At 71.9% G+C, this 25,813-nt stretch carries 20 protein-coding genes and 1 tRNA gene; 11 read left to right on the top strand and 10 right to left on the bottom strand.

Features of this window, described 5'->3' with window-relative positions; genetic code table 11:
* Positions 1 to 385 precede the first annotated feature (385 nt).
* The 6 genes from thrB to ACIHCL_RS07770 form a co-directional block, all read right to left on the bottom strand.
* Positions 386 to 1,303 carry a homoserine kinase gene (thrB, locus tag ACIHCL_RS07795; RefSeq protein ID WP_399858206.1) on the bottom strand — a complete coding sequence of 306 codons (918 nt, stop codon included), beginning with the start codon at positions 1,301 to 1,303 and terminating at the stop codon, positions 386 to 388.
* A gap of 642 nt (positions 1,304 to 1,945) precedes the next feature.
* Complete coding sequence (thrC, locus tag ACIHCL_RS07790) at positions 1,946 to 3,022, bottom strand: threonine synthase (protein ID WP_399858203.1); 1,077 nt, start codon at positions 3,020 to 3,022, stop codon at positions 1,946 to 1,948.
* Positions 3,023 to 3,028: 6 nt separating this feature from the next.
* Positions 3,029 to 4,360 (bottom strand): homoserine dehydrogenase, encoded by a 1,332-nt coding sequence (locus tag ACIHCL_RS07785; protein ID WP_399858201.1) that lies wholly within the window; start codon positions 4,358 to 4,360, stop codon positions 3,029 to 3,031.
* Positions 4,361 to 4,456: 96 nt separating this feature from the next.
* Complete coding sequence (lysA, locus tag ACIHCL_RS07780) at positions 4,457 to 5,848, bottom strand: diaminopimelate decarboxylase (RefSeq protein ID WP_399858199.1); 1,392 nt, start codon at positions 5,846 to 5,848, stop codon at positions 4,457 to 4,459.
* A 27-nt stretch (positions 5,849 to 5,875) separates the two neighbouring features.
* A complete protein-coding gene (gene nrtL / locus ACIHCL_RS07775) occupies positions 5,876 to 6,922 on the bottom strand; it encodes an ArgS-related anticodon-binding protein NrtL (protein ID WP_399858197.1) in 1,047 nt (348 codons plus the stop codon).
* A gap of 54 nt (positions 6,923 to 6,976) precedes the next feature.
* Entirely contained in the window at positions 6,977 to 7,459 is a 483-nt protein-coding gene (locus ACIHCL_RS07770) for a response regulator (protein ID WP_399858194.1), read from the bottom strand.
* A gap of 168 nt (positions 7,460 to 7,627) precedes the next feature.
* Between ACIHCL_RS07770 and ACIHCL_RS07765 the strand changes: the two genes are divergently transcribed.
* A tRNA-Arg gene (locus ACIHCL_RS07765) sits at positions 7,628 to 7,699 on the top strand.
* A 234-nt stretch (positions 7,700 to 7,933) separates the two neighbouring features.
* Here the strand turns inward: ACIHCL_RS07765 and ACIHCL_RS07760 are convergent.
* The 3 genes from ACIHCL_RS07760 to ACIHCL_RS07750 form a co-directional block, all read right to left on the bottom strand.
* Complete coding sequence (locus tag ACIHCL_RS07760; protein ID WP_399858192.1) at positions 7,934 to 9,601, bottom strand: SWIM zinc finger domain-containing protein; 1,668 nt, start codon at positions 9,599 to 9,601, stop codon at positions 7,934 to 7,936.
* Between the two features lie 182 nt (positions 9,602 to 9,783).
* Positions 9,784 to 10,161, bottom strand: a complete 378-nt coding sequence (locus ACIHCL_RS07755) for a hypothetical protein (RefSeq protein ID WP_399858190.1) — start codon at positions 10,159 to 10,161, stop codon at positions 9,784 to 9,786.
* A 271-nt stretch (positions 10,162 to 10,432) separates the two neighbouring features.
* On the bottom strand, positions 10,433 to 11,548 hold the full coding sequence (locus ACIHCL_RS07750) for a Ku protein (RefSeq protein ID WP_399858188.1): 1,116 nt from the start codon (positions 11,546 to 11,548) through the stop codon (positions 10,433 to 10,435).
* A 166-nt stretch (positions 11,549 to 11,714) separates the two neighbouring features.
* Here ACIHCL_RS07750 and ligD point away from each other — a divergent pair, with 166 nt between their 5' ends.
* The 9 genes from ligD (at position 11,715) to ACIHCL_RS07705 (ending at position 23,273) form a co-directional block, all read left to right on the top strand.
* On the top strand, positions 11,715 to 12,632 hold the full coding sequence (gene ligD / locus ACIHCL_RS07745) for a non-homologous end-joining DNA ligase (protein ID WP_399858185.1): 918 nt from the start codon (positions 11,715 to 11,717) through the stop codon (positions 12,630 to 12,632).
* Positions 12,633 to 12,983: 351 nt separating this feature from the next.
* The gene (locus tag ACIHCL_RS07740; protein ID WP_399858183.1) at positions 12,984 to 13,511 is read left to right on the top strand and encodes a hypothetical protein; all 528 of its coding nucleotides are present in this window, start codon (positions 12,984 to 12,986) and stop codon (positions 13,509 to 13,511) included.
* A gap of 185 nt (positions 13,512 to 13,696) precedes the next feature.
* Entirely contained in the window at positions 13,697 to 15,895 is a 2,199-nt protein-coding gene (locus tag ACIHCL_RS07735; RefSeq protein WP_399858181.1) for a PBS lyase, read from the top strand.
* A complete protein-coding gene (locus ACIHCL_RS07730; protein WP_399858179.1) occupies positions 15,892 to 16,263 on the top strand; it encodes a zinc-ribbon domain-containing protein in 372 nt (123 codons plus the stop codon). The genes ACIHCL_RS07735 and ACIHCL_RS07730 overlap by 4 nt, the downstream gene beginning before the upstream one ends.
* A 344-nt stretch (positions 16,264 to 16,607) precedes the next feature.
* Positions 16,608 to 17,405: a hypothetical protein gene (locus tag ACIHCL_RS07725; RefSeq protein ID WP_399858176.1), complete on the top strand. Its 798-nt coding sequence runs from the start codon at positions 16,608 to 16,610 to the stop codon at positions 17,403 to 17,405.
* The gene (locus ACIHCL_RS07720) at positions 17,402 to 18,931 is read left to right on the top strand and encodes an ATP-binding protein (RefSeq protein WP_399858173.1); all 1,530 of its coding nucleotides are present in this window, start codon (positions 17,402 to 17,404) and stop codon (positions 18,929 to 18,931) included. The genes ACIHCL_RS07725 and ACIHCL_RS07720 overlap by 4 nt, the downstream gene beginning before the upstream one ends.
* Before the next feature lie 277 nt (positions 18,932 to 19,208).
* Positions 19,209 to 20,609 (top strand): FtsW/RodA/SpoVE family cell cycle protein, encoded by a 1,401-nt coding sequence (locus ACIHCL_RS07715; protein WP_399858170.1) that lies wholly within the window; start codon positions 19,209 to 19,211, stop codon positions 20,607 to 20,609.
* Positions 20,606 to 22,072, top strand: a complete 1,467-nt coding sequence (locus ACIHCL_RS07710) for a peptidoglycan D,D-transpeptidase FtsI family protein (RefSeq protein WP_399858167.1) — start codon at positions 20,606 to 20,608, stop codon at positions 22,070 to 22,072. The genes ACIHCL_RS07715 and ACIHCL_RS07710 overlap by 4 nt, the downstream gene beginning before the upstream one ends.
* 85 nt (positions 22,073 to 22,157) lie before the next feature.
* Positions 22,158 to 23,273: an amidase gene (locus tag ACIHCL_RS07705; protein WP_399858938.1), complete on the top strand. Its 1,116-nt coding sequence runs from the start codon at positions 22,158 to 22,160 to the stop codon at positions 23,271 to 23,273.
* A gap of 88 nt (positions 23,274 to 23,361) precedes the next feature.
* On the opposite strand, the gene ACIHCL_RS07700 is transcribed toward ACIHCL_RS07705, so the two are convergent.
* A complete protein-coding gene (locus tag ACIHCL_RS07700; RefSeq protein WP_399858165.1) occupies positions 23,362 to 24,480 on the bottom strand; it encodes a ferritin-like domain-containing protein in 1,119 nt (372 codons plus the stop codon).
* A gap of 347 nt (positions 24,481 to 24,827) precedes the next feature.
* On the opposite strand from ACIHCL_RS07700, the gene ACIHCL_RS07695 reads away from it, so the two are divergent.
* Positions 24,828 to 25,763 (top strand): diiron oxygenase, encoded by a 936-nt coding sequence (locus ACIHCL_RS07695; protein ID WP_399858163.1) that lies wholly within the window; start codon positions 24,828 to 24,830, stop codon positions 25,761 to 25,763.
* The last annotated feature ends 50 nt before the right edge of the window (positions 25,764 to 25,813 follow it).

The raw sequence follows: 25,813 nt of genomic DNA, 5'->3' as shown, positions 1-25,813 counted from the left end.
CCTTCTGGCTCGGCGACCGGTTGTGCTGTCCGGCTGCGGTCTTTCCTTCTTGCGGACCGTGCCGGGGCGGTGGTCCGCCGGGTACGGCGGAAGAGTCAAGGTGTGCGTAGGTCTGGCGCGGACATCCCTCTTGCTCGGCCCACTCCTGGATTGAGCGAGGGATGTGTCGTGCCGGTTCCGGAGCGTGCACGAAACTGCTCAGGCAGGCTGCTCAGGCAGTTTGGGGAGGCTCCCGGAGAAGTGGTGGTCCCGGAAAGGGACACGGAGCAACACGCCTCATGGACGTGGGTTGCAGACTTGAGGTTAACACTACCGGCTCCAACAAACATTCCCCCTCTCGCTCACCGGCAATCACGTCTCGGCCACCCGACCCTCAACCTCTCGGCTACGGGGCGAGCGGAAGCACACTTGCCCCGGGGGCGTCGAGGACGAGCCGATTGGCGGCCCAGCCCTCGCCCGCCAGCCGTGCGACCTTGTCGGCGGCACCGTCCTCGACCAGTGCGAGCACGGTCGGCCCGGCACCGGAGATGACCGCGGGCACACCGTCGGCGCGCAGCCGGTGCACGAGATCCGCGCTCTGCGGCATCGCCCGGGCGCGGTACTCCTGGTGCAGTCGGTCCTCGGTGGCGGTGAGCAGCAGTTCGGGGCGCCTGGTCAGGGCCTCGACGAGCAGTGCGGAACGGCCGGCGTTGAAGGCGGCGTCGACGTGCGGGACCGTGCGCGGCAGCAGTCCGCGGGCGGTCTCGGTCAGCAGCGGCTGGTCGGGGACGAAAACCACCGGAACGATGGAATCCGCAGGATCCATCCTGATCGCGTGGGCCGCCCCGCCGTCCGTCCACGCAAGGGTGAATCCGCCGAGCAGGCAGGCCGCGACGTTGTCCGGATGGCCCTCGATCTCGGTGGCGAGGTCCAGCAGCGCGGCGTCGTCGAGCCGGCTGTCTCCGCCGGTGGTCACCGCGCGGGCGGCGACGATGCCGGCGCAGATGGCCGCCGAGGAGGAGCCGAGGCCACGTCCGTGCGGGATGCGGTTGGCGCAGACGATCTCCAGGCCGCGAGGCTGCCCACCGAGCAGGTCGAAGGCCGTGCGCAGGGAGCGGACGAGGAGGTGTCCCTCGTCCCGCGGCAGGGTGTCGGCGCCCTCGCCCGCGATGTCGATGTGCAGTCCGGAGTCGGCCACGCGCACGACGACGTCGTCGTAAAGCCCCAGCGCGAGGCCGAAGGCGTCGAAACCCGGACCCAGGTTTGCGCTGGTCGCGGGGGTGCGCACCCGGACGGCGGCGGCTCGGAAAGCAGGACCGGCCATCGGTTGGACGTATCTCCTTGTGAGGCGGCGGGGGTGGTGAAGCGTTTTCTCAGTGTCGGCGGAGGTCGTGGCGGCGGGAAGTGGGTTCCGGAGAGTGATTCCGGGAGCCGACGGCCACGATCGCCCTTGCACCGCGGCATATGCGGCGGGAGGGTTGCTTACAGCTTATCGAAGGAAGGTTCTGTGGCGACATAGGGCGCACAGGAGGCGCACGATGCGTGTCGCCTGCCCCCCACGCGCTCTCGGTCCTCGGGAAGGGGCGGCCGATCCGGATTCTCGCCCGTCGGCGAACGGCCGTTGCACCGACGGCACCTCCGCGCCGATCCGTGCTCCCCCGATCCGGCCGCCGATCCGTGCTCCCCCGATGCGGCCGATGACGACCGAGAAGTGGCGGAGCCGACGAAAGCGACGGAACCGACGAGAACCGGCGGGAGGAGGACGGGCCGACGGCCGAGGGGACCGCCGGAAGCGACGGTCCGACGACCGAGCCCCGGCCGAAAACGACGGGAAACGACCGAAGGATGACAGGACCGGCGGAAGGGGGCGGGCCGGACGGAGTCCGGATGGAGTCGGCCGTCCCGTTCGCCGACCGGCTCCCGCTCCGGCTTCCGGCCCGCCCCTTCCCGGGGCCGTTCGACGGCTCTACGCGAGGCCCAGCCTCTCGGCTGCGGCGGCCGCGTCGACCGGGACCGTGACCGGCTGCGGGGCGCCCGCGACGGCCCAGTCGGGATCCTTGAGGCCGTTGCCGGTGACCGTGCAGACGATCTTCTGGCCCGGGTCGACCTTGCCCTGCTCCGCGGCCTTCAGCAGACCGGCGACCGAGGCGGCCGAGGCGGGCTCCACGAAGACGCCCTCCTGGGAGGCCAACAGCCGGTAGGCGGACAGAATCTGGCGGTCCGTCACCTCATCGATGAAACCGCCCGATTCGTCCCGGGCGTTCAGCGCGAACTGCCAGGAGGCCGGGTTGCCGATCCGGATCGCGGTGGCGACCGTCGACGGGTCCTTGACGACCTCGCCGCGGACGATGGGGGCCGAACCCGACGCCTGGAAGCCCCACATGCGCGGGGTGTGCGTGGCCAGGCCGTCCGCGGCGTACTCCTTGTACCCCTTCCAGTACGCGGTGATGTTGCCCGCGTTGCCGACCGGGAGGACATGGACGTCCGGGGCGTCGCCGAGGGCGTCGACGATCTCGAACGCGGCGGTCTTCTGGCCCTCGATGCGGACCGGGTTGACCGAATTGACCAGCGCCACCGGGTAGTTGTCCGAAAGCGCGCGGGCCAGCGTCAGGCAGTCGTCGAAATTGCCGTCCACCTGGAGGATCTTGGCGCCGTGCACCAGCGCCTGCCCCATCTTGCCGAGCGCGATCTTGCCCTGCGGCACCAGGACGGCGCAGACCATGCCGGCGCGTACCGCGTACGCGGCGGCGGAGGCGGAGGTGTTGCCGGTGGAGGCGCAGATGACGGCGCGCGCGCCCTCCTCCTTGGCGCGGGTGATCGCCATCGTCATCCCGCGGTCCTTGAAGGAACCGGTGGGGTTGGCGCCCTCGACCTTGAGGTGCACCTCGCAGCCCGTGCGCTCGGAGAGGACCTGGGCGGGGACGAGCGGCGTACCGCCTTCACGAAGCGTGACGATCGGCGTCGTGTCCGTGACCGGAAGCCGGTCCCGGTACTCCTCGATGATGCCGCGCCACTGGTGGGTGCCCTTGCTGGTGCTGGTCATGGGTCCTTACTCCCCTTCGACACGCATGATGCTGGCGACACCGCGCACGGTGTCGAGCTTGCGCAGCGCCTCGACGGTCGCCGAGAGGGCGGCGTCGGGCGCGCGGTGGGTGACGACGACGAGGGACGCCTCGCCGCCGTCCTGCGCGGCGGCGGCCGCGTCGACGCCGCTCGCGTTCCTGCCCTGCTGGCGGACGGTGTCGATCGACACGCCCTGCTCGGCGAAGACCGTCGCGACCTGGGCGAGTACGCCGGGCCGGTCGGCCACGTCGAGGCTGATGTGGTAGCGCGTGACGACATCGCCCATGGGGCTGACCGGCAGCCGCGTGTACGCGGACTCGCCGGGGCCGGTGGCTTCGTTGAGCTTGTTGCGGCAGACCGCGACCAGGTCGCCGAGGACCGCGGAAGCGGTCGGCGAGCCGCCCGCGCCGGGGCCGTAGAACATGAGCTGTCCGGCCGCCTCGGCCTCGACGAAGACGGCGTTGTACGCCTCGCGGACGGAGGCCAGCGGGTGGCTCAGCGGGATCATCGCGGGGTGCACCCGCGCGGTGACGGAGTTGCCGTCGGCGGCACGCTCGCAGATCGCGAGAAGCTTGACGGTGCAGCCCATCCGGCGGGCGGAGACCATGTCGGCGGCGGTGACCTCGGTGATGCCCTCGCGGTGCACGTCACCGATCCTGACCCGGGTGTGGAAGGCGATGCCGGCCAGGATCGCGGCCTTGGCGGCGGCGTCGAAGCCCTCCACGTCGGCGGTCGGGTCGGCCTCCGCGTAACCGAGCGCGGTGGCCTCGTCGAGCGCCTCGGAGTATCCGGCGCCGCTGGTGTCCATCCGGTCGAGGATGAAGTTGGTGGTGCCGTTGACGATGCCGAGCACCCGGTTGACCTTGTCGCCGGCGAGGGACTCGCGCAGCGGCCGTACCAACGGGATGGCCCCGGCGACCGCGGCCTCGTAGTAGAGGTCCCTGCCGTGCTTCTCGGCGGCGGCGTGCAGGGCCGCGCCGTCCTCGGCCAGCAGCGCCTTGTTCGCGGAGACGACGCTCGCCCCGTGCTCGAAGGCGGTGGTGATGAGCGCGCGGGCGGGCTCGATGCCGCCGATGACCTCGATGACGACGTCGATGTCGCCCCGTTTGACCAGGGCCGTCGCATCCGTGGTGATCAGTGCGGGATCGATGCCCTCACGCACCTTGGAGGGCCGGCGGACGGCGACGCCGGCGAGCTCGACCGGCGCGCCGATGCGCGCGGCGAGGTCGTCGGCGTGCGTCGTCATGAGGCGCGCCACCTCTGAGCCGACCACTCCACAGCCCAGCAGCGCCACCTTCAGCGGACGCGTACGCATCATCCGACCTCGATTCCTCATACCTCAGATATCTGGACCAGTCTCACTCAACGGACGGGAGTTTCTGCCATTCGTCCGGATCCTGAGACACATATTTCATCAGCCGACATCGAGACGCAGGAGATCTTCCTCCGTCTCACGCCTGACGATCACACGCGCTTCCCCATCGCGCACGGCGACGACGGGCGGGCGCAGGGCATGGTTGTAATTGCTCGCCATGGAACGGCAGTACGCGCCGGTGGCGGGCACGGCGATCAGGTCGCCGGGGGCGAGGTCGGACGGCAGGAAGGCGTCCTTGACCACGATGTCGCCGCTCTCGCAGTGCTTGCCGACGACCCGGACCAGCATCGGCTCGGCGTCGGAGGTGCGGGAGACGAGCGCGACGCTGTACTCGGCGTCGTACAGGGCGGTGCGGATGTTGTCCGACATGCCGCCGTCGACGCTGACGTACGTGCGCAGCCCCTTCAGGGGCTTGATCGTGCCGACCTCGTACAGCGTGAACGCGGAGGGGCCGACGACGGCACGCCCCGGTTCGACGGAGATCCGCGGGGCGGCGAGGCCGGCCGCCTCGCACTCGCGGGCGACGATGTCGCCGAGCGCCTTGGCGATCTCGTGCGGCTCGCGCGGGTCGTCTTCGGAGGTGTAGGCGATGCCCAGCCCGCCGCCCAGGTCGATCTCGGGCAGTTCGACGCCGTGCTCGTCACGCACCTCGGCGAGCAGCCCCACCACACGCCGGGCGGAGACCTCGAAGCCGGCCATGTCGAAGATCTGGGAACCGATGTGGGAGTGGATGCCGACGAGTTCCAGCCCGTCGAGGGCGAGCGCCCGGCGCACCGCCTCGGCGGCCTCTCCCTCGGCCAGGGCGATCCCGAACTTCTGGTCCTCGTGCGCGGTGGCGATGAACTCGTGCGTGTGCGCCTCGACACCGACGGTCACCCGGATCTGTACGCGCTGCCGCTTGCCGAGCCGCTGCGCGACGTGGGCGACCCGGGCGATTTCCTGGAACGAGTCGAGCACGATCCGTCCGACGCCGACCGTGATCGCCCGCTCGATCTCCGCGACGGTCTTGTTGTTGCCGTGGAAGGCGATGCGCTCGGCGGGCATCCCCGCGTCCAGTGCGCAGGTCAGCTCGCCGCCGGAGCAGACGTCGAGGTTGAGGCCCTCCTCCGTGAGCCAGCGCACGACGGCCCGCGACAGGAACGCCTTGCCCGCGTAGAACACGTCGGCGTCCGACCCGAAGGCGTGGGCCCAGGCACGGCAGCGGGCCCGGAAGTCGCTCTCGTCCAGGATGTAGGCGGGGGTGCCGAACTCCTCGGCCAGCCGTGCCACCTCGATCCCGCCGACGGTGACGGCACCGTCCGCGTTCCGGGCGACGGTACGGGACCAGACCTTGGCGTCCAGGGCGTTGAGGTCGGCGGGCGGGGCGGCGTAGTGGCCCTCCGGGAGGACGTCGGCGTGGCGGGGCCCGGCGGGGTGTGCGGATCGGCTCATGGTGCTTGCTCTGCTCTTTCGGGTCTCTCAGAGGACTTCGGGTGCACTGATGCCGAGCAGGGACAGGCCACCGGCCAGCACCGTCCCGGCGGCTTCGGCGAGGGCGAGCCGGGAGCGGTGGGCGGCCGAGGGTTTCTCGTCGCCGACGGGAAGCGGCGGGGCACCGTCGTGGAAGTCGAAGAACGCCCGCGCGACCGCTTCCAGCTGCCGGGCGACCCGGTCGGGTTCACGGTGCCGGGCGGCGGCGGCGAGCACCTCGGGGTGGTCGGCGAGCAGCGCGGCGAGCGCGGTCGCGGCGGCATCCACGCGGTCCGCGGACACGGTGCGGTCGCTGCCCCCGGGGCTCTCATACGCATCGTGCGCGGCGGTGAACCCGAGCTGCCGGGCGTTGCGGCTCAGGGCCCGGGTCCGCGCGTACGCGTACCGCACCCGGAACAGCGGATTGCTCTCCCGCTGGACGAGGAGCGCGCCGTTCCCGGTGTCGTGGGGCCGATCGTGCGGAGCGGCCCGCAGCAGCGCCCAGCGTGCGGCGTCGTTCCCGAGCCGCACGAAGAGATCGCGGTCGGCGGCGGGCACCGGCGTCACGTGCAACGCCTCTCCGCCTTCGGACCGCGCGTCGACCTCCGCGCCCTGGGCCCGGAGCAACCGCTCGACGACCTCGGTGACGACCTGGGCGCGCGGCTCGTCGACGGGCGCGAACGAGACGGACGTACCGGCGAGGGTGTCGCCGTACCCGTACTCCGTACCGCGCTCCCCGATGGCCCGGACGAGCGTGCCGAGGCGGTCCGCACCGTCCGGCAGGGTGAAGTTCAGGAAGCCGGGCCCCGTGACCTCGACGACGCCGATCCCCGGTACGCCCCGCACCCGCTCCCGGATGATCTCGGCGACGTCCCGGGCCGGCAGCACGGCGGTCCGGGCCAGCCGGAGGGCGACGGCGCAGGCGTAGTCCCCGCGCCCACCGGGCCTGGTCCGCTCCACCCGCACGTGCGCGGGCACGGGCGCGCGCAGGGCGTCCTCGTCGACCGCGCGGCGCACGGCGTGCAGCACGGCCCTGGAGAGATCGGCGGGGGTCACAGGGCAAGCGTATGGGAGGAACGGGGTCGCGCCGCGACCCGTTTCGCCATGCGGTCACCCGGCGGCGCTCTCCGCCCTCCCCGTCCCCTGCCTGCCGTCGGCCGCGGGCGGCTCCGCCCTGCCGGCCAACTCCCCCACGAGCCGAACCAGTTCGCTGGGTTCGAAGGGCTTCGCCAGGAACGCGTCCACCCCTGCGGCGACCCCGGTGTCCACCTCATGAGGAGTGCAGGCACTGATGATCGCCAGGGGCAGATGTTTGGTCCGCGGATCGGAGCGCAGTCTGGTGGCGGTCTGCAGACCGTCCAGCCGGGGCATGACGACGTCAAGGGTGATCACATCGGGGCTGACCCGATGCACCAGATCCAGACACTCGACACCATCGGACGCGGTCACGACCTCGAAGCCCTCAAGCTCGAGATTGACCCTGATCAACTGCCGGATGACCTTGTTGTCGTCGACAACAAGCACGCGGCCACACGCGCCTGACACACTCCGAGAGTAGGTGCGCCGTAGGGGCTGCGTCCGGGTTTTGCCCATTTCCGCCCCCGGACGGGTGGTCCAAGGGTGGCCGGATGTACGCCATCCCTCCGGCCCTCGCCCGCCCACCGACCCCTGGAGGCCGCCCGGCGGCACCGAAATAGCTGTTCACGGACACCCCTCGGAAGCTGGTAGTGTTTTCCCCGTCGCCGAGCAACACAGCGAGACGCCCCCGTAGCTCAGGGGATAGAGCAACGGCCTCCGGAGCCGTGTGCGCAGGTTCGAATCCTGCCGGGGGCACTTCGGTCGAAGTGCCTAAAGACCCCGTCACCAGCGGAAACGCTGAGGCCGGGGTCTTGTTGTTTGTGCGCGCGTACCGCGCCACGCGGTCGCCGTGGATTGCGCGCACTGGGAGCCGTACGGCCTCGCCGACGGCGCCCTTGTGGTTCTGCCAGGGTGGACGGTACGTGGCCCGTTCGGGGACTTGAACGGGCTCAGCGACCGTGGTCGTTCGCCGGAGGCCGTGTCCGTTCGTCAGAGTCCGTGCTCGTCCATCAGCCGCATCAGGTTCCGCTTGCGCTTCTGGGCGGTGCGCAGGGCGGTGGTGTACGCGGTGAACGCGTCCGGGGTGCCCAGGCTGCGGTGGCAGTCACGCATGCTCAGCAGCAGGCTGACGAGCCGTTCGTAGATCGCGTTGCCCGTCTGCCGGGTGAGCGGCTCGGCCAGGCGCTGGTAGACGTCGAGCGCGTCGGAGGCGCGGTCGGGGCGGATGTGATCGGCAAGGGTGAGCCACTGGCCGTCGTGGGCTCCGAGCTCGGTGGCGGCCTGCCAGGCGGCGTCGGTGTCCTTGTCGTCGAGCAGGGCGTCGACGAGGACGACGCCGCTGTACCGGCGCCGCTGCCGTCCGGCGTCGGCGCGCAGCAGGGCCAGGGCCCGCTCACGCTCGTCCGGCCAGCGGTCGGCGGTCCGGGCGGCGGCGCGCAGGTGCTGGTAGGTCGACAGGGTGGGGTGGGCGCCGAAGTGGTCGCGGCGCAGGGCGACGGCGTCGGGGAGCCGGTCCGCCCGTGTGTAGCGGTCGGCGAGGTAGTCGACGAGGGCGGCGTCCAGATCGGCGGCGTCCTCGGTGTCCCGGATGCCGCGTTCGGCCCATTCCAGGGCCTCGGCGGGCCGTTTGGCGGTGTCCAGTTCCCGGGCGATGACCAGATGGGTGGAGCCGTCCGGAGCGATGTCGGCCGCGTGGACGGCGATCACCTCGTCGATGTCTCCTGCCGCCCTGGCCAGGCGTTCCATCAGGTACTGCTCGGCCCAGCCGGTGCGGTTGGCCCGCCATGCCGCGACCGCGTGCTTCCGCAGGGCCGTCAGGCCCTGCTCACCGAGGACGTCCTCGTAGTCGAGCGGATCGATGTCCGTGAACGCGTCGTCGTGGAGCGTGTGGCCGACCAGCCACCGGGCGAGTTCCTCCGGGTCGGGGCGGGCCGCGCGGCATGCCTCGTGATGGGCGTCGGCGAGGCCCTCGCCGACCTGGCCGAGCCATCCGTCGGAGTCGTCGACGCTCTCCGCCGCCTCGGCCAGCAGCCGGATCGCCTCCCGGGCCAGGCCGATCGCGTCGGCGGCCCGGCCCGAACCGATCAGCTCCCTGATCGCGGAGGGTGCCTGACCGGCCTGTTCGGCGTAGGAGCGGGCGGCGGCGTAGTCGACGTACTCGTACTGTGCGAACGGGCCGGTGTCGAGCAGTTCGCGGACCCGGGCCCGGACTTCGGCCAGGTCTCCCCGGACGGTGGCGACCCGCAGTTCCAGGTGGCGCCGGAACCGCCGGTCCTCGGCGATCCGCTCCCGAACGAGTTCGATCAGCTCTTCCCTGGACAGGTCGGACAGCCAGGCGTCGAGGGTCTGCGCCCGCTGACGAGCCGCTGCCCGCTGCCGCGGCAGACCGGTCGACCGGGCGAGCAGACTCAGACCGAGGGCGACCAGATGTTTGCAGAAGTTGCCCTCCTGGCCGTACGGGCAGTCGCACATGCCGTCCAGGTCGTCGGACCCGTCCAGCGCCAGTTCCACCTCGTACCGATCCGTGCCGTGGACGGTCGCGGTGGCCCAGGCGTCACCGATCTCGATCCCGGACACCGCGTCGAGGTACCGGGTCCCGCGTTCGAAGGAGCGGGCGCCGGCCAGCGCCCGGAGGTTCGCCTCGGTAAGCCCCTGCACGACTCTTCCCACTTCCGCCCGGTCCCACTGCTCGTGATGAATGTCAGCCTGCGAACGGCAGGGGCGCGGGACAGGCCCTCTCCGTCATACGTGCTCCCCCGCCGCCGTTCGTCCCGCCATGATCCCCGCCACGCCGCGCACAGCATCGGTTTCCGGCCCGGTCTGCCGACCGTGGCCAGTGGTCAGGCGTCCGTGCCCTCCGGGCCGCCGGAGCCGAGCTGTTCCGCCCGCAGCGCCAGGTCCTGGAGGACATCGGCGGAGGACACGTCCGTCTGGCCGGAGTCGTGCACCTGGGCGAGCATCGCGAAGGCCAGGGTGAACGCGCCGACCAGCTGCTCCACCGCGCCACCGACCTCACGGCCGACGAGGGCCGCGACCTCTTCGATGGAGGCGTCCTCGGGGATCGTGATCCGGGGCATCGTCTCGTTCAGGAGCGCGGTCACCACGGTCGAATCGGCTTCCACGTCGTCGCGGTCCCCGCTCTCTTCGAGCAGCCGACGGATCTCGCCCGCCTCCGTGAGAATGCCCACCACGCGCTTCACCACTTCGCTCTGCTCCATGCCGTGAGCATAGGCGCGGGGGCACGCTGTGCGGGGGCGGTCGCCCGTATGCCGTGCGGGAAGTCGGGGACATGGCACCGTCCACGACCGCGTTCGGCGTACCGTCCCCGACGAGCGGTCGGCGTGTCAGGTGCGGCCCCCGCCTGGCGGGAGGGCCTGGGTCCTGGCCCGGTCCTGCACCGGACCCGCCTCGGATTCCCGGTCCTACACCGGACCCGCCCCGGATTCCCGGCCCTGCACCGGGCCCGCCCCGGATTCCCCTTCCCGGTCCTCAGGCCGAGGTGCGTTTGCGTGAAGTCGTGCTCTTGGACGCCGACTTGGCGCCGGACTTCGCGGTGGTCTTCTTCGCCGCCGACTTGGTGGCGGCCGGCTTCTTCGCGGTCGAGGTCGAGCGGGACGCGGCCTTCTTGGCAGGTGCCCGGCCCGTCGCGGCCCCCGGCTTCTTCGCGGCCGCCTTCTTGGGGGGTGCCGCGGCCTTCTTCCTCGCCCCGGTGCCGCCCGACTTCTTGCGGTCGGCGAGCGAGGTGACCTCGGCCATGGGGCTCTTCTCCGCCTCCGGTGCCCCGGGCTCCCCACCCGCTTCCGCTCTCCCGTTCGCGGTCGCCTCGCCGCGGGCTTCCTTGGCCTCCCGGACGCTCTTCTCCAGTGCGGCGACCAGGTCGATGACCTTGCCCCGGCCGGCGTCCGCCGGCTGCTCGGGCTCCAGGGTCCGGCCCTCGGCCTTCGCCGCGACGAGTTCCTCGACGGCCTCCCGGTAGTCGTCGTGGAGCGAGTCCATGTCGACCTCGCCGAGGGTGTCCATCAGGGCATCGGCCAGGTCGAGTTCGGCGTCGCGCACCGTGACATCGACCTTTGAGGCGGCGCCCTCCGGGCTGCGGATCTCGTCCGGCCACAGCAGGCCGTGCATGGCGATCACATCGTCGACCACCCGCAGCATGCCCAGCCGCTCCCGACCGCGCAGCGCGTACTTGGCCACGGCGACCTTCCGGCTCCGTTTCAGCGCCTCCCGGAGCAGGGTGTACGGCTTGGCCGCCGGGACGCCGTTGGCGGAGAGGTAGTAGGCCGCGTCCATCTGGAGCGGGTCGATCGAGGTCGCGGGGACGAAAGCGACGATTTCGATCGTCTTGGCGGTGGGCAGCGGGAGCGAGCCGAGCTCCTCGTCGCTGATCGGGATCAGCGAACCGTCGGCATCCTCGTACGCCTTGCCGATCTCCGCCGCGGTGAGCTCCTCCCCGTCGATCTCGCAGACCTTCCGGTACCGGATCCGACCGCCGTCGGCGAGGTGGACCTGACGGAACGAGATCGAGTGGTTCTCGGTCGCGTTGACCAGCTTGATCGGAATGCTGACCAGCCCGAAGGAGATGGCGCCGTTCCATATGGATCTCACAATTCGCCCCTTGTGTTCGCATAGGTGCGGCTGGACACGGATGGACACGGATAGGAACAGACGTGCGGATGGAAGCGCATGGATATGGACGAGTCCGATGGGCGCCTGCGTGACAGACAGGTCCGGTTGGCGCCTGTATGCACGGACATCATGTGACTCTTATCGTATGACGCAGATCACAGAGGTGGAGGGGCGACGGCTGGCGCTGAGCAATCTCGACAAGGTGCTGTATCCGGCCACCGGAACCACCAAGGGAGAGGTGCTCCACTACTACGCGACCGCGGTCACCGTGCCCCTGCTGGCTCATCTGCGCGACCGGCCCGTCTCCTTCCTGCGCTATCCCGACGGGCCGGACGGGCCGTGCTTCTTCACCAAGAACCCGCCACCCGGTACGCCGTCCTGGGTACGGACCACTCCGGTGCCGCACCGCGAGGACGAGGAGGCCGACCAGGTGGTCGTGGACGGCCTGGCCTCGCTGATGTGGGCGGCAAACCTGGTGGTGGAGTTCCACACCCCGCAGTGGCACGCCGGGGCGCCCGGAATCGCCGACCGGATGGTGTTCGACCTGGACCCGGGTGCGCCCGCGACCATGGTGGAGTGCTGCGCGGTGGCGCAGTGGCTGCGCGAGCGGCTGGCGGCGGACGGGCTCCTCGCCTGTGGGAAGACCTCCGGGTCGAAGGGACTGCATCTGCTCGTACCGGTGGAACCGACCCCTGCCGATCAGGTGTCGGCGTACGCGAGGAGCCTGGCCGTGGAGGCGGCGCAGGCCCTTCCGGACCTGGTGGTGCACCGGATGAGCCGGGCGTTGCGGCCGGGGAAGGTGTTCGTCGACTTCAGCCAGAACGCGGCGGCGAAGACGACCGCCACGCCCTACACCCTGCGCGCCCGCCCCGAGCCGACGGTCTCCGCGCCCGTCGCCTGGGAGGAGATCGAGGAGTGCCGGGCGCCCGGGGAACTGGTCTTCCGGGCCGGTGACATGGCGGCCAGGCTGGCGAGCCACGGCGATCTGCTCGGGCCGCTCACCGATCCGGGACGGGCTCGGCCGCTGCCGACGGGTCGTCGTCCTGACCCTGGTGTGCTCTGAGCCGTCGTGGTGCTGGACCGTGCGTCGGCCCACGTACCAGCCCACGTCCCCAGGCGGCGCGACGGCTGCGCGGACCCGGCCGGGATGCTTCCCCGTGGCTGTGGTTCCCTTGACCAGCCGTGATCGGGCCCGTGCGTCGGCGCCGGGACGGGGCTCCGCGGTGGCGGACGCGAACACGACCGGTCCGTCCCGGCGCCGGCCGCACCGACCGTTGAAGACGACCCTGGGGGCCAGGAAATGATCAGGCGTGTGCGGACTTCCGGTTCGTTCCCGAGCGAACCTCATCCGCGCCCCCGGCCGCCGGGCCTGCGTCGCCCCCGCCTCCGGCTCCCGGGTGCCCGCCTCCTGGGCGTGTTGCTCACCGGGAGCCTCGGCCTCGCCCTGGCCGGTTGCTCGACGGACGACGGGACGGCCTACCAGAGCGACTACACGACCCACCAGCCGCTGCGCGTCGTCGGCTACCCCTCCACGGGCAGTCTGGACGTGGTGCAGAAGGCCGTATGGCGCCTGGCGGACGGTGACGCGGCCGGCCTGGCCGCACTCGCCGCGCAGGGGGGCCGGGCCGATGTGACGGCCCGTAACTGGGTCAGGGCGTTCGGTGTCGCGGCCCGGTCCGAGGTGACGGCGGACTTCTACGACGAAGGCTCCACCCGCCAGGTCGTGGTGCTCTACTTCGCCGGAAGCGACACGGAAAGAAAACCAGCCAAGCAGGCGGAGCAGATCAAGGAGATCGAGGTCCGGCTCGACGGCGACAGATGGTGCATCACCCTCGACGAGCCGACCCGGTCCGAAGCCGCCGCGAAACCCTCCTGGGCCCCCGCCGAGCCCGGTGGTTCCGGGTCCAGGACGGTGGAGGAGCGACGGTCGGCGAGCGGCTAGGCGGACGGATAGCGTCCGGTGGGCGTCGGCCACTGGGCGCGGACGTGCTGTCCGGCCGCCCGGCACCGCTTGACGAGAACTTTGTCATGTCCGTCAGGAAAAGACCGCGTGTAGCGGGCACAGGGTCGGACCGTGGTGCACACTCTGGCAGACACCGCTCATGAATCGCGTGGGGAGGCGATGGCGTGTTCGCAGGGATCGACGAGGTCGACTGGGCCTCGATGGAGCATGCCTACGGGCCTGCCGATGATGTACCGGCGATGCTGCGGGGGCTCGCGTCCGACGATCCGGTGGTGCGCGAGGCGGCGCTGGACGGCATGTACGGGACCGTGCACCACCAGGGTGAGGTGTACGCCTGCACGCTGGCCTGCATCCCCTTCCTCTTCGAACTGGTCGTGGACCCGGGCATCCAGGACCGGGGCAGCGTCGTGGAGCTGCTGACCAGCATCGGTGGCATCGATCTGGGCGAGGACGACGAGGACGAGATCGCCGAGGAGGAGATCGAGGGCGCGGCGAACTACGCGATGGCGGCGACCGCCGTCACCGCGGGGTCCGGGGTGTTCTGCGAGCTGATGGCCGACGAGGACCCGGGGGTACGTCTCGCCGCGCCGATGGCGCTCGCCGGGCTCCACAGTCACCCGCTGCGGGTGCTCGCGCTGCTGCGGGAGCGGCTTCCGGTGGAGCCGTCCGAGGAGGTGCGGCTCGCGCTGATCGAGGCGGCCGGACGGGTCGCGCTGCGGCATCGCGCGCTGGCCGGGCAGGCCGCCGGGTGGCTGACCCGGCTGACCGGTGAGGGCTTCCCGCCCGGGCTGCGGCTCGCCGCACTGGCCCAGGTGGCCCGGTGCGCGCCGGACGCGCTGCCGGGGGACGTCGTACGGGTGGTGTCGGGCCTGCTGCGGCAACTGCGCCGGACGCCCGCCCGCCGCTCCGCCCCGGCCTCGTACGGCACGGGCGAGGCCCGGCCCGGCCCGGCGGCCGATGTGATCGCGGCCGTCGACGCGCATGGCGAGACGGCCGGGGCCGGGGAGCCGTCGGCGGAGGAACGCGCCGCGTCCACGACCCGGCCGGGCCAGGGCAGGGCCCTGTCCGACGAGGAGCTTCCGGCCCGCGCCGCCCCCTGGACGGCGGATCTGCTGCGCACGCTGCACATCGGCCTCGATGACCGGGTCGCCGAGCGGACGGCGTTGCTGGCCGACCAGCTGCGCAGCCCCGATCACCAGCAGCGGATCGACGCGCTCCGGATGAGCAGCGCGCTGGTCCGGGTCTGGCGGGGTTCCTACGAGGAGCTGGTCCGGCTGGTCGGCGAGCAACTCGCCACGCCCGAGCCGCGGCTGGCCGATGTCGCGGCGCAGGTGCTGGAGGACCTCTTCGGGCTGGCCGCGCCCGCCGCCGACGCGCTGGCGGCGCGGGTCGCGGCGGATCCCGCTTCCTGGGTGCGGGACTGGCCGAGCGGCCCTCCGGCGCTCGGCAGCGCGGTGAAGGCGCTGGCCCGGCTGGGCGACCCCCGTGCCGTACCGGCGCTGGCCACCGCGCTGGAGCGGCGCGAGATACCCCATGACGTGGGGTTCACCATCGGCTTCCTGGGGGCGGCGGCGGCTCCGCTGACGGAGGTGCTGCGTCGCAGGCTCGGCGAGGTCCGGCTGGACGAGGCGGCGTACGACCGGGCGAGCCCGCTGCTCATGGCCCTGACGGCGATACCGGCGGACGAGGCAGTGCCGGAGGTGCTGAGGATGCTGCGCGGCGCCCCCGCGTACCGGGGTGAGTGGCTGCGCACGGCGGCGCTGCGGGCGCTTGGCTCGTGCGGGCCCGGGGCGCACGGCGCCGTACCGGAGCTGCGCGCGCTGCTGCGCGATCCGGGGGCCGTCTCGGCGGTGGAGGCGGTCGAGGCGGCTCGGGCCCTGTGGCTGGTGAGCGGGGATGCCGACGCGGTGCTGCCGGTGCTGACCGAGGGGCTGCGGGCCGGGCGGGTCCACGAGGTGCGCGCCGCCGTGAACGCCGTGGCGGGGCTCGGGACGCGGGCGGCGGCGGCCGCGCCCCGGCTGCGCGCTCTGCTGCACCATGAGGAGCTGTGGCTGCGGGTGGACGCGGCGGCCGCGTTGTGGGAGGTCTCGGGGCGGGCCGGGGAATCCGTTCCGGTGCTGCTGTCGGCCTGGGAGCGCAACCGTCAGGCCCGGGTCCGGGTGGCGGAATGTCTGGCGCGGATGGGGGCCGCCGACGCGGGGCCGGACGCGGCAGAAGCGTTGCGCGCCGAGCTCGCCTCCGCGCGGCGTCACAACGCGATGGACGGCGCCTTCGGCAGCCATGACACATACGAGGACGAACGGCTGCTGGAGTTCTGTCGACGGGCGCTCCGGGGCGACACGGGGAAGGGGCCGATGAAGTGATCATCTTCGGTACGCGGGGATATCTGTACCAATTGGCCGTGCTGACGCTGGTCTGCGGCTGGTGCGGCAATCCGGCCGCGCACACGCTGCGCAAGCGGGTCACCAAGTTCACGTTGTTCTTCGTGCCGCTGTTCCCGTTCTCGACGAAGTTCGCGACGCAGTGCACGTTCTGCGGCGGGGAGCAGCTGATAGCGAAGGAGCAGGCCGATCAGTTGCTGGCACAGCACGCGGCCGCGCAGCAGGGCAACCCCTTCGGACAGCCGCCGGGACGGGCCCAGGCGCAGGGTCGGGGACAGTCCGGGTACGCGCCGGGCGGGTACCCGGGGCAGGCTCCGGGCGGTCAGGGGCAGAACCCGTACCTGAACTGAGGCGTCGGCCGGAACCACCCGTGCGGGCCGATGCACGGCCCGTACTCAATGCCGCACAGCCAGTACTAAAGAGGGATAAACGACTTTCTTCCGCTTAAGGTCTAGTGCTGTGACCGGAAAGCCGTGCCGGGAAGCCCGCGCCATCCGGTGCGGTGCATCGCACGGCGGAGCATCACCCGTGTACCGGGCGTACTCGGGTGATGCGACCAACCACGCGGTGAGAAACCGGCTCTCCCCTGTGCTCGAACGAAGTCGAGCGCTCGGGAAAGCGCCGGACGCCGCGAGCCGGTGAATCCCCTCCGGTCACAGTGCCAAGGGCATGGGCCAAGGGAAGGGAGCGTGGGATGCGTCCGCGTCGCCGGGTTCGGTGCCGTACGGTGTCGGCCCTCGGGGCCGTCGCCGGAGCCGTGCTGCTGTCCGGCTGCGGTGCGGGCGGAGGGCTGCGGAGCGCGGGGCCGGCCCCGTACGCCATAGGCCCGGCCCGGCTCTGGCCCGAACTGCCGTCCGCCTCCGCCGCCCCGTACGACTACGGCGAGGGTGAGACGGCGCGCATTCCGGGGATCGAGGTGCCGGACGGCGACGTCCACCGGCTGGACCCGGTCGCGGTGGTGCAGGCCGGGCTGACGGTGCGGTCCGACCGGCACAGCAAGGCCACGGAGCTCCCCGCCGAAACCGTCCGCCGCATCACCGAATGCCGCAGTGTGCCGGGGTCCTGCCCGGTGCTGCGCCCCTACTTCCGTGATCTGACCGGGGACGGCAAGGACGAGATGGTGCTCGGCATCCAGTTGCCCGGCCGGCAGATCTCCGTGCGCGTCTACAAGTCGGAGGCGGGCGGTCTGACCCGGATCCTGGCCACCTCGGACGCCGTGATCAGCATCGAACTGGCCGGACGGGATCTGATCACGCGAGTGCCGTCGGTCATCCGGGGATACGAGTACCGCACCGCCTGGTCGTGGGACGGGCGGCAGCGCGCCATGCTGCCCAGGCGGGACGAGATCCTGCGGATGCCCTCGCCCCGCCCCCCGCGGTCCCCCGGCGGCACCGACCGGCCGATCCCCGCCCCGGGCACCGCCCCGCCGGGCTCCCCGGCGACCACCCCGGGCGCCACCGCCTCCGCCGGTGTCCTCGCGGAGCGGCGATGAGGCGGTACGGCCTGTGGCGGGGCGCGGCGGCCGGACGCCGCGGGCCCGGCGGGCGGTCCGGTACGGGGCCGCGGCGGCTGCGGCTGCCCGCCTGGACGGCGACGCTCACCTGGAAGTCGGCCGTCTTCATCACGGTGATGTGCTGTGTCCTCGCCGCTCTGCTCAGTGTGCTGGTCCACGGGGAGGTGAGCCGCCGGACCGTCGCCGAGGCCCGCGAGAAGGCGCTGTTCCGACTGTCGGAGGTCACCACCGCCTACGAGGCCGGCGAGGCGCTGCCGCCCGGCTCCGGTGTCGATCCGCCGGGGCTGCCCACCGCGCTGCGCACCCTGGCCGCCCGGGGTGAAAGCGGCACGCTCGTCGCCGACCGGAACGGGCGTCCCGCCATGTGGGCGGCGGCCCCGGCCGACGGCGGGGCGCTGGCCACGGCGGTCGACTACAGCCAGAGCGCCCGCACGATCAACGCACTCGACCGGGCGATCGTCGGCTCCTCGCTGCTGGCCACCGGGGCCACCCTGCTGGTCGGCGCGTTCGCCGTCACCCGGGTCACCCGGCGGCTGCACCAGACGGCCCAGGTGGCCCGCCGGATCACCGCGGGCGACCTCGACGCCCGGGTCGGCGACCCGCGTACGGCCCATCCCTCGCGTCCGCAGGACGAGGTGGCGATCGTCGCGGGAGCGCTGGACACGATGGCGTCCACGCTCCAGCGCAAGCTGCTGGCCGAGCAGCGTTTCACCGCCGATGTGGCGCACGAGCTCCGTACCCCGCTCACCGGTCTGACGGCCGCCGCCGAACTGCTGCCGCCGGGGCGGCCCTCCGAGCTGGTGCGCGACCGGGTCGGTGCGATGCGGGCGCTGACGGAGGACCTGCTGGAGATCTCCCGGCTCGACGCCCGCACGGAACAGGTCGATCTCGACGTGTTCGAACTCGCCCCGCTCATCGAGCGCGTGGTGCGCGCCTGCGGCGCGGAGACCGAGGTGCGCTACGGGAAGACCGCCACGGGGGCGGGCACGGGCACCTCGGCGATCGCGGCCGCCCGGCGGCGGGACCAGGCGTCCGCGCGGCTGCCCGCGCCGGTACGGGTCGAGACGGACAAACGGCGGGTCGAGCGGGTGCTGGGCAATCTGATCGCCAACGCGCACAGGCACGGACGGCCCCCGGTGCTGCTGACGATGGACGGACCGACGGTGACCGTGCGCGACCACGGACCGGGCTTCCCGGAGTATCTGCTGGTCGGCGGCCCGCAGCGGTTCCGTACCGAGAGCGGCGGCAAGGGGCACGGCCTGGGACTGACCATCGCCGTCGGGCAGGCCGGGGTGATCGGCGCGGAGCTGGCCTTCTCCAACGCGCCGGACGGCGGGGCGGTGGCCCGCCTGACGCTCCCGGAGTACCTGCGGCCGGACGACGGGACGGCATGCGCGCGGCCACCGGAGGGCGGCGGGCCGGTCGGTGTACGGCTCCCCGACGGCGAGACGCGCGCACAGCCGCGCGACGGCGGGGCCGCACGGGACGGGTACCGCCCCGGCTGACGCCCCCGCGCACGGATGCCACCACCCCGGCCCGCGCGGGCGGCCTGACCACCGGCGCTCCGCCGGACCGGCACCGCCCCCGCCGACGCCCCGCCCGCGCGCACGACCGGACACCACGCCGGCTGCCACCACGGCAGCGCCACGGCCGGCAAGCGCCGCCGCGCACCCGCCCCGACCGGCCTGCCCGCCGGGTCCGGCTGACGTCCCCGCTGTGACAGCTGACATCCCCGCTATGACATAAGGGAAATAGCCCCCGCCTCTTGCTACGTTGCGTGGCATGACCGTAACGACGGCGGACACACCCCCGCCCGCTCTGCGTCTGCCCAAGCGGCGCGGGGTCGAGTTGCTGCTCCTCATCGGTGCCGTCCTCGTCCCGGTCTACGGCTACGCCGCCGTCGGGCTGGCCAGGAACGGCGCGGTCCCGCCCGATGTGGCCGGGTACGGCGGCGGGCTGGGGCTGCTCGCGCTCCTCGCCCATCTCGCGGTCCGCTTCCGCGCCCCGTACGCCGATCCGCTGCTGCTGCCCATCGCCGTACTGCTCAACGGGCTCGGGCTGGTGCTGATCTACCGGCTCGATCTGGAGACCCCGAGGGACCAGGCCGCACCCACCCAGCTGGTCTGGTCGACGCTCGGCGTGGCGCTCTTCATCGGTGTGGTCGTGTTCCTGCGCGACCACCGGGTGCTCCAGCGCTATGCCTATCTGTCGGTCGCCACCGCCCTGGTGCTGCTGATCGTGCCGATCTTCTTCCCCGCGGTGAACGGCGCCAAGATCTGGATCCGGATCGGCGGCTTCTCCTTCCAGCCCGGCGAGTTCGCCAAGATCATGCTCGCCGTCTTCTTCGCCGCGTACCTGGCCGCGAACCGCAACGCCCTCGTTTTCACCGGTCGCAGGATCTGGAAGCTCCAGTTCCCCACCGGCCGGGTGCTGGGGCCGATCGTGGCGATCTGGCTGCTCAGCGTCGGTGTGCTGGTCCTGGAGCGCGACCTGGGCACCTCGCTGCTCTTCTTCGGCCTCTTCGTGATCATGCTGTACGTGGCGACCGGCCGGACCGGCTGGATCGCGGTGGGTCTGCTGCTGGCCGCGGTGGGCGCGTTCGTCGTCGGCTCCCTCGAACCGCATGTGCACAGCCGGGTCCAGGACTGGCTCGACCCGTTCGCCACCATCGCCGCCGGCCGGGGGCCCAGCCAACTGGCCCAGTCGTTGTTCGCGTTCGCCGCGGGCGGGATGCTCGGCACCGGGCTCGGGCTCGGCCACTCCGTCCTGATCGGCTTCGCCACCAAGTCCGACTTCATCCTGGCGACCGCCGGCGAGGAGCTGGGGCTGACCGGACTGACCGCCGTCTTCCTGCTGTACGCGCTGCTCGTGGCCCGCGGCTACCGCACCGGGCTCGCCCTGCGCGACCCGTTCGGGCGGCTGCTGTCGATCGGCCTCGCCTCGATCCTGGCCCTCCAGGTGTTCGTGATCGCGGGAGGGGTGATGGGGCTGATCCCGCTGACCGGCATGGCGATGCCGTTCCTCGCGCAGGGCGGATCGTCCGTCGTCACCAACTGGATGATCGTGGCACTGCTGATCCGGCTCAGCGACCGGGCCCGTCGGCCGGACCCCGACCCGGTGGAGACCGGGATGATCGCGCCGGAGCCGAAGAGCGAGGCGCCGAAGACGAAGGACGCGCCGTGATCCGCTGCATCCGCCGGGCCGCCGCGCTCTGTCTGCTGCTGCTCGTGGCCCTGCTGCTGAACGCGGCCCGCGTCCAGGTCTTCGAAGCCGACAGCCTGGACACCAACCCCGCCAACCGCCGTCTCACGATCGCCCGTTACGGCCAGCCGCGCGGCGACATCCTGGTCGGCGGGGTGTCCGTCACCGGGTCCCGGAACACCGGCGAGCAGCTCGCGTACGAGCGCACGTACCGCGACGGCCCGCTGTACGCGCCGGTGACCGGATACGCCTCCCAGACGTACGGCACCACCCTGATCGAGAACGCCGAGGACGGCATCCTGTCCGGCACCGACTCGGCGCTCGCCCCGTTCCCGCTGTGGAACGAGGTCACCCGGAGCCAGCAGCCCGGCGGCGATGTGGTCACCACGATCGACGCCTCGGTGCAGCGCGCCGCCTACGAGGGGCTGGCCGGCCGGCGGGGCGCGGTCGCCGCCGTCGAACCCTCGACCGGCAGGATCCTGGCCCTGGTCTCGACCCCTTCGTACGACCCCGGGCTGCTCTCCGGCACCGGTCCGTCCGTCACCGACACCTGGCGGCGACTGAACGCGGACCGGAGCCTGCCGATGCTCAACCGGGCGATCCGGCAGACCTATCCGCCGGGCTCCGCCTTCAAGATCGTGACCGCGGCGGCGGCGCTCGACGCGGGCGTGGTCACCGACCCCGACGCCGGAACCGACACCCCGTCGCCGTATGTGCTGCCCGGTACGCGGACCACGCTCCCCAACGAGGCGGAGGGCTGCGAGGACGCCTCCCTGGCCGAGGCGATCCGGGTCTCCTGCAACACCGTGATGGCGGAACTGGGGGTGCGGGTCGGGCTGAAGGGCATGGTCGACGCGGCACGGAGGTTCGGCTTCGACGACTCCGGCCTGCGCATCCCGTCCGGGGTGGCGAAGAGCAACTTCGACACCGAGATGAGCGACGACCAGCTGGCGCTGTCGTCGATCGGCCAGTTCGACACGACGGCGACCCCGCTGCAGATGGCGATGGTCGCCTCGGCCGTGGCGAACGGCGGCGACCTCAAGTACCCGTATCTGGTGGACCGTACGACCACGAAGAGCGGCGCGGTCGTACACCGCTACGGACCGCGCACCTACCAGCGGGCCATGGGGCCGCGCACGGCGTCGCTGCTGCGGGAGATGATGGTCGACGTCGTGGAGCGGGGCACCGGCTCCAACGCCGCGATCGACGGCGCGACCGTCGGCGGCAAGACCGGCACCGCCCAGCACGGCGTCGACAACTCGGGCCTGCCGTATGCCTGGTTCATCTCCTGGGCCCAGGCACCGGACGCGGCGCGGCCGGCCGTCGCGGTCGCCGTGGTCGTGGAGGACGCAGCCGCCCACCGGGCCGACATCAGCGGCGGCGGCAGCGCCGCCCCGATCGCACGTGCCGTGATGGAGACCGCCCTGCGCACCCTGCCAGACTGACCGCGAGGCGGACACGGGAGGGGGCCACGTGACGAACACCCACGTGACGCACACGGACGGTACCGGCGCGGGCGATACGGGCGCGGTGGTCGCGGCGCTGGAACGGATCGGGCGGGACGACCCGCGTCTGTCCGCGTTCATCGAGGTGTGGCCCGAACGTGCGGTCGCGGACGCGGAAGGCGCCGCCCGGCTCCCGCTGGGCGCCCTGCCGTTCGCCGTCAAGGGCCGGTCCGGGATCCGCTCGTACGCGGCCCGACGGCTGATCGCGGCCGGTGCGGTGCCGGTCGGCGCCACCTCGGTGCCCGGACCCGGCACGCCCTGGCAGACGTGGGGGCAGGGCGCCCACGGCCGTACGGTCAACCCGTGGCGGGCCGACCGCACCCCGGGCGGTTCCTCGGCGGGCTCGGCGGTGGCGGTCGCGGCGGACATGGTGCCGCTGGCCACCGGGAGCGACGGGGCGGGATCGGTACGGATCCCGGCGGCCTGGTGCGGGGTGTTCGGCCTGAAGACGACGAACGGTCTGCTGCCCTCGCCCGACCGGACCGGACTCGCCTCCGCCGGGGTGCTGACGCGGTCGGCCGCCGGGGCCCTGACGTATCTGCGCTGCGTACGGGACACGTACCCGGGCCATGGCCCGGACGACCTGCCGACTGTCCCGGACGGGCACCGCCGCCTCGCTCCCGACGCGGGGCCGGTGGCGCCCGCCCTCCCGGTCCCGGCCGTCTTCAGCCCGGATCTGGGGTACGCGGACGTCGATCCGGAGGTCGGGGCGGTGGTCCGGCGCGCGGTGGAACGCCTGGTGGCGGCCGGTGTGGTGCGGCTGGTGGACCGCAGGTGCGAGCTGCTCGACCCCCTGGAGGCGTGGATGGCGGTCCGGGCCGGGGAGCCGTCCCCGGCCACCCGGGAGCTCCGGCGGGAGAACGACCGCAGGCTCGACGCGTTCTTCGCCCGTGTGCCCCTGCTGCTCACCCCGACCACCCCGAACCGGCCGCACGGCCACGACGGTCCCGGCGAGCTCTACTCGACCGCGTTGACCTGGGCCTTCAACCTCAGCGGGCATCCCGCCGCCTCCGTACCGGTCGGCTTCACGGCGGACGGCTGCCCGGTGGGTCTGCAGTTGGTGACGGAGCACGGGACGGACGTCTCACTGGTCGAAACCGCCTGCGCGGTGGAGGGAGCGCTGATCAGCGTGCGGCCCTGACACCCGGCGACGGCGGCTTCGGCGACGGCGGCCCCGCCCGCCGGCCGGCATTCCGCAGACCCCGCCCCACTCCCCGGCGCGTGCCGTCTCACTCCTCCCGCGTACTCGCAGCGCCCTGCGCCACCGTCTCCTCGACCTCGGCGACCCGGGCGCGTTCCTCCGTCGCGAAGCGCTCCCGGTCCAGTTGCTCGGCCACTTCCTCGTCCTGGCTCATCAGCCGGTCCAGATCGGTGTCGCCGAGTTCGAGCACGCCCATGTCCACGTACGCCCGCTGGAGCCGGTCGCCCCACAGCCCGATGTCCTTGACGCACGGCACGATCCGGCTGAACAGCAGCTTGCGGAAGAGCTGGAGGAACGGCGACCGTTCGGACAGTTCGTGCGCCTCCCCCTTGCCGATGCCGAAGTTCTCCAGCACCTCGACACCCCGGAGCCGGTCCCGCATCAGATAGCAGCCCTCGATGACGAACTCCTCCCGCTCGCGACGTTCGGCATCGCTCAGCTGCTTGTAGTAGTCGCGCAGCGCCATCCGTCCGAAGGCGACGTGGCGGGCCTCGTCCTGCATGACGTACGTGAGGATCTGCTTGGGCAGCGGCTTGTCCGTCGTGTCGCGGATCATGCCGAACGCGGCCAGGGCGAGGCCCTCGATGAGGACCTGCATACCGAGGTAGGGCATGTCCCAGCGGGAGTCGCGCAGGGTGTCGCCCAGCAGTGCCTGGAGGCTGTCGTTGACCGGGTAGAGCATCCCGATCTTCTCGTGCAGGAACCGGCCGTACACCTCCGCGTGCCGGGCCTCGTCCATGGTCTGGGTCGCGGAGTAGAACTTCGCGTCCAGGTCGGGCACGGACTCCACGATCCTGGCCGCGCAGACCATGGCGCCCTGCTCACCGTGGAGGAACTGGCTGAACTGCCAGGAGGCGTAGTGCTTGCGCAGTTCGCCCCGGTCCTTCTCGGTCAACTTCGCCCAGTGCGGGGTGTCGTACAGCGTGAGGGCGTCGTCGGGGGTGCCGAGCGGGTCGGAGGGATCGACCTCCAGGGACCAGTCGATGCGCTTGTTGCCGTCCCACTGCTTGTCCTTGCCCTTCTGGTAGAGGGCGAGCAGGCGTTCACGGCCGTCGTCGTAGTCCCAGCTGAAGCGGGCGGCGCCGGTGGCGGGCACCTGCCACAGCGGTGCGTCGGGGGCGGTGGTGTACAGGTCGAGTGTCGACATGGACGGCTCCTCACGCCTCGCGTACCTAATCCGTCACGTTCCTTGTCTGTCACATCGGTTGGCAGGTTCACACGCTGATAGACGCTGGGTCAACAAGTTGCGCACAAGGGATTGACGGCTTTACTGACAAGCAGTCTCATAAGGAGTGACCCCTGGTAACCCCACCGGTCGCCTCCACCGATCCCGCTCGCCCACCCCGCTCGACTCCCCTACTCCCCCACTCCCCTCTCCCGCCACGCCCCTTCGCCCTTCGCCGCCCTTTCCACACCTCTTCCGCGCCCTTTTCCATATTCACCTTGCTTATCGCTCTTGTCGTCCTTGTCATCCTTGTGTGAGGTGCCCCAGCCATGACGCCAGTGACCGAACGCGACGTGTTCCTGCTCCGCGATGCGCTCGGCCCGCTCCGGGACCGTGAGCAGATCGCCGCGCGCCTGCTCGACTCCTCGGCCAAGCATTCCTTCGACCCGGACAAGGAGCTCGACTGGGACTCTCCGCCCGAGGACGGCAAGTGGCACTGGCCGCCCGAGCTCGTCTCGCTCTACGACACCCCGCTGTGGCGACGGATGTCCGAGGAGCAGCGCCTCGACCTGGCCCGGCACGAGGCGGCGTCCCTGGCCTCGCTCGGCATCTGGTTCGAGATCATCCTGATGCAGTTGCTGGTCCGGCACATCTACGACCGGCCGGTGACCAGCGACCACGTCCGCTACGCGCTCACCGAGATAGCCGACGAGTGCCGGCACTCGATGATGTTCGGCCGCATGATCAAGTGGAGCGGGGCACCCGACTATCCCGTTCCGCGCGTCTACCACAACCTCGCACGGGTGCTGAAGACCGTCTCCACCACGCCCGGTTCGTTCGCGGCGACCTTGCTGGGCGAGGAGATCCTCGACTGGATGCAGCGCCTCACGTTCCCGGACGAGCGCATCCAGCCGCTGGTGCGCGGCGTGACCCGTATCCATGTGGTCGAGGAGGCGCGGCACGTCCGGTACGCACGCGAGGAACTGCGCCGCCAGATGGTGACCGCCCCGCGCTGGGAACGCGAACTGACCCGGCTCAGCTGCGGAGAGGCGGCCCGCGTCTTCTCCGTCTGCTTCATCAACCCACGGGTGTACGAGAACGTCGGCCTGGACCGCCGCGAGGCCGTCGCCCAGGTGAAGGCGAGCCGTCACCGGGCGGAGATCATGCAGAGCGGCGCGAAGCGGCTGACGGACTTCTTCGACGACATCGGCGTGCTGAACGGGGTGGGACGCAGGCTCTGGAAGAGCTCGGGCCTGCTGGCATGAGCCGGAGCCGGAACCGGCATGGCGGGGCCCGTTCGGGACGCCCCCGTGCG

The sequence above is a fragment of the Streptomyces sp. NPDC052042 genome, assembly GCF_044548345.1.
Taxonomy (GTDB): Bacteria; Actinomycetota; Actinomycetes; order Streptomycetales; family Streptomycetaceae; genus Streptomyces.
The sequence above is the reverse complement of the archived record's forward strand: the minus strand, read 5'-3'. Positions and strand labels throughout refer to the sequence as shown.

Bases quoted from the DNA above. Each gene is read 5' to 3' on its own strand.
- thrB (WP_399858206.1), bottom strand. From the start codon at position 1,303: ATGGCCGGTCCTGCTTTCCGAGCCGCCGCCGTCCGGGTGCGCACCCCC.
- thrC (WP_399858203.1), bottom strand. From the start codon at position 3,022: ATGACCAGCACCAGCAAGGGCACCCACCAGTGGCGCGGCATCATCGAG.
- ACIHCL_RS07785 (WP_399858201.1), bottom strand. From the start codon at position 4,360: ATGATGCGTACGCGTCCGCTGAAGGTGGCGCTGCTGGGCTGTGGAGTG.
- lysA (WP_399858199.1), bottom strand. From the start codon at position 5,848: ATGAGCCGATCCGCACACCCCGCCGGGCCCCGCCACGCCGACGTCCTC.
- ACIHCL_RS07770 (WP_399858194.1), bottom strand. From the start codon at position 7,459: ATGGGCAAAACCCGGACGCAGCCCCTACGGCGCACCTACTCTCGGAGT.
- ACIHCL_RS07755 (WP_399858190.1), bottom strand. From the start codon at position 10,161: ATGGAGCAGAGCGAAGTGGTGAAGCGCGTGGTGGGCATTCTCACGGAG.
- ligD (WP_399858185.1), top strand. From the start codon at position 11,715: ATGACGCAGATCACAGAGGTGGAGGGGCGACGGCTGGCGCTGAGCAAT.
- ACIHCL_RS07725 (WP_399858176.1), top strand. From the start codon at position 16,608: ATGCGTCCGCGTCGCCGGGTTCGGTGCCGTACGGTGTCGGCCCTCGGG.
- ACIHCL_RS07720 (WP_399858173.1), top strand. From the start codon at position 17,402: ATGAGGCGGTACGGCCTGTGGCGGGGCGCGGCGGCCGGACGCCGCGGG.
- ACIHCL_RS07715 (WP_399858170.1), top strand. From the start codon at position 19,209: ATGACCGTAACGACGGCGGACACACCCCCGCCCGCTCTGCGTCTGCCC.
- ACIHCL_RS07700 (WP_399858165.1), bottom strand. From the start codon at position 24,480: ATGTCGACACTCGACCTGTACACCACCGCCCCCGACGCACCGCTGTGG.
- ACIHCL_RS07695 (WP_399858163.1), top strand. From the start codon at position 24,828: ATGACGCCAGTGACCGAACGCGACGTGTTCCTGCTCCGCGATGCGCTC.